General features: G+C 45.8%; 6 protein-coding genes. All 6 read left to right on the forward strand.

Annotated features, from left to right (window positions below):
• On the forward strand, nt 1-330 hold a 330-nt coding region (locus tag NC99_RS13675; protein WP_157624890.1), incomplete at its 5' end, for an AI-2E family transporter.
• 328 nt (nt 331-658) lie between these two features.
• Nucleotides 659-1,939, forward strand: coding sequence for a cytochrome c3 family protein (locus NC99_RS13680; RefSeq protein WP_053184634.1), 1,281 nt, complete (start codon nt 659-661; stop codon nt 1,937-1,939).
• 21 nt (nt 1,940-1,960) lie between these two features.
• Entirely contained in the window at nt 1,961-4,936 is a 2,976-nt protein-coding gene (locus tag NC99_RS13685) for a 4Fe-4S dicluster domain-containing protein (protein WP_053184636.1), read from the forward strand.
• 16 nt (nt 4,937-4,952) lie between these two features.
• Nucleotides 4,953-6,323: an NrfD/PsrC family molybdoenzyme membrane anchor subunit gene (gene nrfD / locus NC99_RS13690; protein WP_053184639.1), complete on the forward strand. Its 1,371-nt coding sequence runs from the start codon at nt 4,953-4,955 to the stop codon at nt 6,321-6,323.
• Entirely contained in the window at nt 6,316-6,834 is a 519-nt protein-coding gene (locus NC99_RS13695) for a DUF3341 domain-containing protein (protein ID WP_053184641.1), read from the forward strand. The genes nrfD and NC99_RS13695 overlap by 8 nt, the downstream gene beginning before the upstream one ends.
• Nucleotides 6,835-6,841: 7 nt before the next feature.
• The coding region (locus NC99_RS13700; protein ID WP_204375009.1) for a hypothetical protein at nt 6,842-7,350 on the forward strand (509 nt) is incomplete at its 3' end.

A 7,350-nucleotide genomic window follows, 5' to 3' on the forward strand; every position in this document is an offset into this window, starting at 1 on the left:
ATTGGCGCCATTGTCGGGTTGTTGATCGGAATCGCCATCAACCTGAACGCTGATTTTGCGAGCCACACCTTGCCACTCCTCGGATTGATGCTGCTGGTTTTTGTGGTTGTGCAGGTCATCGACAATATCCTGTTTCAACCGTTGATATATTCCAGCAGCGTGAAAGCGCACCCGCTTGAGATTTTTATCGTCATTTTGGCTGCTGGAAGTGCAGCAGGTATCTTGGGTATGATTCTGGCCATTCCAGCCTACACCATCGTTCGGGTCATTGCCAAGGAGTTTCTCGACAACCTGAAAATCGTGCGGAAACTCACCGAGAATTTGGAGTAAGGTAAATCGAAATTATCTATTGGTAGAGAAAAAGCCATCATTCACGTCTATTAAAATTCGTGCTTTCCGTTTTGAAATGCTGTTCAGAGTCAGATACTTAAAAAAAGCAGGCCAATAGCCTGTTATACGAGCAGCTTTTAAATGTTTATTGGGGATATTTTTTTAACTTGAGCGGGAAAACCTTAAAGTATAAAGTTTGTTAATTCTCATGAGTTGCAAAATCCTAAGGTTTGAAAAAAAACTTATTAAAGCTTGTAGAATGAAATTAAAGTCCCCTGTGTTATGGAAATCCGGGTTTTCCCCCAAGGGTTTTCTATTCGTACTCTCCATGTCAATTTTTGTTTTTTCGGCAGCGGCTTTTGCTGGAACACAAACGCAACAAAGTGAACAAGATTCTGCTGACAGCACCGCTGTTGAGCAATCAGCACCAACCAACCCATCGGATTCTGTTTCTGCTGACTCAGCCAATGTGGAGCAAACTGCTAACCAGGCCGATACAACAAGCCAGGCCGCAATGGAAGATACCTTAGCCGCTGACAGCGCTCCAGCCAAGAGCAAACCTGCCGGAGCCGAGAAATTTAGTCATTACCGGAACGATATTAAACGCGGGGAACGTTTCTTCAGAGGATTGTTGCCACACAGCAACCAGCAGGCATCATGTACTTCATGTCACAACATTACTCCTTCGGATACGCTGAACTGGAACCCTTCGGCACTTGATATTGCCAACAAATACCTTGAAAAGGATTTTGCTGAATTTAAGGCTGTTGTGATGGAACCCTCCGGCGGTATGATGGCCGAAGTGCACAAAGATTATAATTTTGAAGATGCCGACCTCAAAACCGTAAAAGCCTATCTGGATGATTTGTCAATGCGTGGGCCGGCATCGGTAAAGCCAACCATCGACCGTTTGTTGCTTTTCCTTTTTTTAGGTTTGATTATTACCTGGGCACTGCTGGAAATGATCTTTTTTCGGAAAATAAAATATAAGGCAATCCCTTTAATAATATTTCTGGGAGTTTTTGGCTTCCAGGTTAAAATGCTTTATGAGGATGGTGTTCGTCTCGGACGATCGCAGAATTACGAACCCGCACAACCCATTAAATTTTCGCATAAAGTGCATGCCGGACAAAATCAAATTGATTGTAAATACTGTCACTTTACCGTTGAAGAAAGTAAGTCGGCTGGAATTCCACCGACAGATCTGTGTTTGAATTGCCACTCCCTCGTTCGCGAAGGAACCCGGTCTGGCAAATTTGAGATTGCTAAAGTGATTGAAGCCACCGAAAACAATATTCCGGTGGAATGGGTGCGCATTCACGATTTGCCCGATCATGTTTTCTTTAGCCATGCCCAGCATGTCAATGCAGGTAAGCTGGACTGTATTGAATGTCATGGCGATGTGGCCGAAATGGACGTAGTAAGGCAGGTGGAAGACCTGAGCATGGGCTGGTGTATTGATTGTCACCGCACGAAAGAAGTTCAATTTGTCGATAACAATTTCTACGAATCATACGAAGCCCTTCACGAGCAAATCAAAAAAGGCGAAATAGATAAGGTTACGGTCGATATGATTGGCGGAACCGATTGTATGAAGTGTCATTATTAATAAACAACAAACCTACTCGGAATGAAGGAACAATATTATAAAAGTTTGGATGATTTGATTTATGACGCCCGGCTGGCATCAAGTGAGCCCGATGCCGGAGACAGAAAATCCATTCTTCAGATGAAACAGGAGGCGAAATCGACCGGAAATTCGCGCCGTGATTTTTTGAAACTTTTTGGCTTTACCGTGGCATCGGCGGCCATTGCCGCCAGTTGTGAGCAGCCCGTTCAAAAAGCCATCCCCTTCCTGATTCAACCCGAAAAAATTATCCCGGGAGAAGCCAGCTACTTTGCATCAACCTACTTCGATGGCATTGATTATTGTAGCATATTGGTGAAAGTACGCGACGGGCGTCCAATTAAAATTGAAGGGAACACCTTGTCGCCTGTAACAATGGGGGGAACCAATGCGCGAACCCAAGCATCGGTATTGGGCCTATACGACAACAAAAGACATAAAAATCCAACCTACGAAGGGAAAAAAATAAGCTGGGAAGAAGCAGATGAGAAAATCATGCTGTTTCTGGACGAGGCGAAAAAACGGCAAGGCAAAGTGGTGATTTTAAGTTCGACCATCATCAGCCCTTCGACCAAGGCAGCCATTCAGGAATTTTTGGATGCTCACCCCGGTTCGGAACATATTCAGTACGATGTCCTTTCGGCGTCTGGCATGCTGAAAGCCAATGAAGAAACCTTCGGGAAAGCGTTTATTCCCGCTTACGATTTTAGCAAGGCTGAAATGATTGTCGGTTTTGATGCCGACTTCCTCGGTACTTGGCTTTCTCCGGTGGAGTACACCAAGCAATATGCAAAAAACAGGAAACTGGTGGATGGAGAAGGTCGTATGTCGCGTCATATTCATTTTGAAGGGGGCATGTCGCTAACCGGATCAAATGCTGACGAACGCTACCAAATCCGGCCTTCACAGGAAAAGCTGGTCTTGGCGAATCTGCTTCAGGAACTTCGAAAATTAAATGGGCAAGCTGGCTCTTCTGTTCCAAGCTCGCCTGTTGACGTTAAAAAAATTGCAGCGGAATTATTCTCGAAAAAAGGAAAGTCGCTGGTTGTTAGTGGCAGCAACGATGCCGATAATCAACTGATCGTGAATGCGATCAACGAGTTATTGGGCAATTATGGCGCAACTATTCAAACGGATGTTCATTTAAAACTGCGTCAGGGCATGGATGAAGACATGGATCGACTGGTTGGCGAAATGGAAAGCGGCCAAGTAGACGGACTGATTTTGTACGACGTCAATCCAGCTTTCGATTATCCGGAGGCGGACAGGTTTGTCAGCGCCCTGCAAAATGTCAAGCTAAAAATTGCAATGCCCATTTTGGGTGAAGAAACTTCGGAACATGTGCATTTCGTTTGCCCGGATCACCACTACCTGGAAGCATGGAATGATGCCGAAGTGAAAACTGGAAGCTATTCGCTGGCGCAACCCACCATTCGCCCGATTTTTAAAACCCGGGCAGCTCAGGAAAGTTTGCTGAAATGGGCCGGCAATCCGGTCGACTATCATACTTACATTCAGAAATATTGGGAAGATAACTTGTTGGCAGGTTCCGGAGAAGCTTCGTTTGACGATTTCTGGAATAATAAATTGCATGATGGTGTTTTTGAATCCGGACGAAACGAAGCGGAAATTCAAGCCTTCAATGCGGGCGCTGTTGAGTCAGCATTGGGGCAGGCGAAAAGTACGTCTGCTGCCGATTCGCTTGAACTGGCCTTCTATACAAACGTCAGTGTTGGATCCGGAAAGCAAGCCAACAACCCTTGGCTGCAAGAACTTCCAGATCCGGTGACCAAAGTTTGCTGGGATAACTATGCTGCGGTTTCGCCTAAGTTAGCTGCCGAGCTGGAGCTTGAGGATGAACAGTTGATTAAGATTAATGACTTCGGGCCCATTCCGGTGATTGTTCAGCCGGGGCAAGAATATAAAACAATTTCGGTGGCTTTGGGCTACGGAAGACGTAACATGGGCATTCCTGATGGTACCATCGGGCAAAATGCATTTCCGTTGATTCAAACCCAGAATGGCGCGAAACAAAATTATTTGTCACAGGTTACGATCGAGAAAGTGGCTGGTGAGTATCAGTTGGCCCGCACGCAGTCTCACCATTCGATGGAAGGAAGAAGCCTGGTGCGCGAAACCACCTTGGAGCAATATTTGGCGAACCCGGCTTCGGGCAACGAAGTGCGAGAAACCATCAAGTCACACATGAAATCGCTTTATGCACAACGTAAGTTCGAAGGATTTCACTGGGGAATGGCCATTGATTTGAACTCGTGCACTGGTTGTAATGCCTGTGTTGTCGCGTGTTCTGCCGAGAATAATGTTCCGGTTGTCGGAAAAGAGCAGGTCATCAAGGCTCGTGAAATGCACTGGATCCGAATTGACCGCTATTATAAAGGCGATCCGGAAAATCCGGAGCTTGTTCGCCAGCCAGTCATGTGTCAGCATTGCGACAACGCGCCCTGCGAAAACGTTTGTCCGGTGGCTGCTACAACCCACAGTAATGAAGGCATTAACCAGATGGCGTACAACCGCTGTATTGGTACGCGTTATTGCAATAACAACTGTCCGTACAAAGTCCGGCGATTCAACTTCTTTGATTATACCGGTGCTGATGCCATGCCTGGTAATAAGAAAGATCCGGCAGAAATGACCACCGACTTACGACGTTTGGTGCTGAATCCGGATGTGACGGTGCGTGCCAAAGGAGTGATTGAGAAATGTTCGTTCTGCGTTCAGCGTATTCAGGAGAAAAAGCTGGTTGCGAAAAATGAAAACAGAACCTTGAAAGATGGCGAAGTGGTGCCAGCCTGCGCCCAATCATGTCCGGCGGATGCGATTGTTTTTGGAGACTTGAATAATGAGCAAAGCCGAATTTCGAAGTTCTTCGCCGATGAGCGTAACTATCATCTGCTGGAAGAGTTGCACACGCTGCCATCGGTGGGCTACCTAACCAAGGTTAAAAATAAAACCATATAACTAAAACGAATTAGGAATGTACACATCTCCGCTCAGAGAACCGTTAATTCGGGGAAATAAGAACTACAAACAGGTGACCGATGATATTTTGTCACCCATGGCAGGCAAACCGTCCAAGTACTGGTATGCCGGAATTACCCTGGCAGGCATCGCCCTTCTATTTGGTGCTTGGGCCACGTTCAGAACCGTTTTTTACGGTATCGGAGAATGGGGCCTCAATAAAACCATCGGCTGGGGATGGGGAATTACCAACTTTGTTTGGTGGGTCGGTATCGGTCATGCCGGTACGTTTATCTCCGCCATCTTGTTGCTTTTCAGGCAAAAGTGGCGGACCAGCATCAACCGTTCTGCCGAAGCCATGACCTTGATTGCCGTGATGTGTGCCGGGTTCTTTCCTTTGATCCATATGGGGCGGCTCTTACTGGGATTTTACATTTTCCCGTATCCAAATACACGCGCACTGTGGGTGAACTTTAACTCGCCCCTTTTGTGGGACGTTTTTGCCATTTCAACCTACTTTGCGGTTTCTTTGGTGTTTTGGTATGTGGGATTGATTCCCGACTTGGGAACTGTTCGTGACCGGGCAACAACCAAAATTAGAAAAGCAATCTATGGTTTTCTAAGTTTCGGATGGACCGGATCAGCCCGCCATTGGTCGCGCCACGAAACGGTTAGTTTAATTTTGGCAGGCTTGGCCGCTCCGCTGGTATTGTCGGTTCACACCATTGTAAGTTTTGACTTTGCCACCTCTGTCATTCCCGGTTGGCACACCACTATTTTTCCGCCTTACTTTGTGTCGGGTGCCATTTTTTCGGGTTTCGCCATGGTGCTTACCTTGATGATTGTAACCCGGAAAGCACTGAATCTGGAAGAATACATTACCCTGAATCATATCGAATCGATGAATAAGATTATTATTCTGACCGGTTCAATAGTGGGGGTTGCCTACCTGACTGAGTTTTTTATTGCCTGGTATTCGGGAGTTGAGTTTGAAACCTATGCGTTTTTCAACCGGGCATTTGGCCCTTACGCTTGGGCATACTGGATCATGATGACCTGTAATGTGATTACACCGCAGCTTTTCTGGTTTCGAAAAATCCGTCGAAGTGTGGTGTTGACCTTCATCATTTCCATTTTCGTGAACATCGGCATGTGGTTCGAACGTTTTGTTATTGTGGTTACCTCTTTACACCGCGATTTTTTGCCTTCAAGTTGGACGATGTACAGTCCGACGATGGTTGAGGTTGGTTTATATGTCGGAACACTGGGCTTGTTCTTCACTTTGTTTCTGTTGTTTATCCGGGTGTTTCCGGTAATTGCAGTGGCGGAGGTAAAGGGTGTTTTAAAATCTTCAGGAGAAAAACAAAAATTAACCGGCCATGGATAAATACATTACAGCTTATTATTTGGATGAAGAAGATTTGCTAAAAGGAATTGGGCAAATGAAAGCAAAAGGGTTAAAGATTTTGGATGTCTTGACGCCTTTTCCGGTTCATGGCATTGATAAGGCTTTAAACATGCGGCGTTCCCGGTTGACACGAGTCGCGTTTGTTGCTGGAGCCATCGGCGCAGTGCTCGGCTTTGGTTTTCAAGCTTGGATTTTTACCGTCGATTATCCTTTGAACATTGGAGGAAAACCATTTTTCGCAGTGCCTTCGTTTATGCCGGTTGCGTTTGAGCTGACGGTTTTGTTTTCAGCATTTGCCATGGTCATTGCTTTTTTTGTGAGCAACAAATTGGGGCCGGGAGCAAAAGCGTTGATTCACGATGAACGAGCGACCGATGATCGGTTTCTGGTTGTTGTTGAAGTTGATGACAGCCTGGCGGATGAAAATATCAAAGAAATTGAACTGGCGCTTGCGGAAGCTGGTGCTGAGGGAATAACCTTAAAAGCATAGCATGGTCATGGAAAATCAGAAATTCGTACTCACCAAAAAACTTTCAAGCCTGATTTATGGGATGATTGGAATTGGTATTCTTTCATTGGCGATCAGCTTTTTTATTGGCACGGGAGGCGAGCGCATTGCTGCCAACCTGTTGTTGAATACCTACTATTTTCTGGCCTTGGGATTGATCGGACTGTTTTTGGTTACGGTTCACACCATTGCTGAGTCGGGTTGGCATACCAGTATTCAGCGAATTGGCGAGGCCATGAGCTCGTTTATCCCGGTTGCAGGCGTTTTAATGTTGCTGTTGTTTGTGTTTGGAGGATTGCATTTGCTTTATGAGTGGACCCATGAAGATCATTTGGATGAGATCCTGTTGAAGAAAGTGGCTTACTTGAATGCATCCTTCTTTTATGTGCGATTTGCCGCTTACTTTGCAGCATGGATCCTATTGGCTCATTTTATACGGAAATATTCCCTTCAACTGGATGAAACAGGGGATTTGAAATATTACCGGAAGTTTCGGAT

Origin of the sequence: Sunxiuqinia dokdonensis, assembly GCF_001270965.1 — a bacterium.
In the GTDB taxonomy this organism is placed as follows: domain Bacteria; phylum Bacteroidota; class Bacteroidia; order Bacteroidales; family Prolixibacteraceae; genus Sunxiuqinia; species Sunxiuqinia dokdonensis.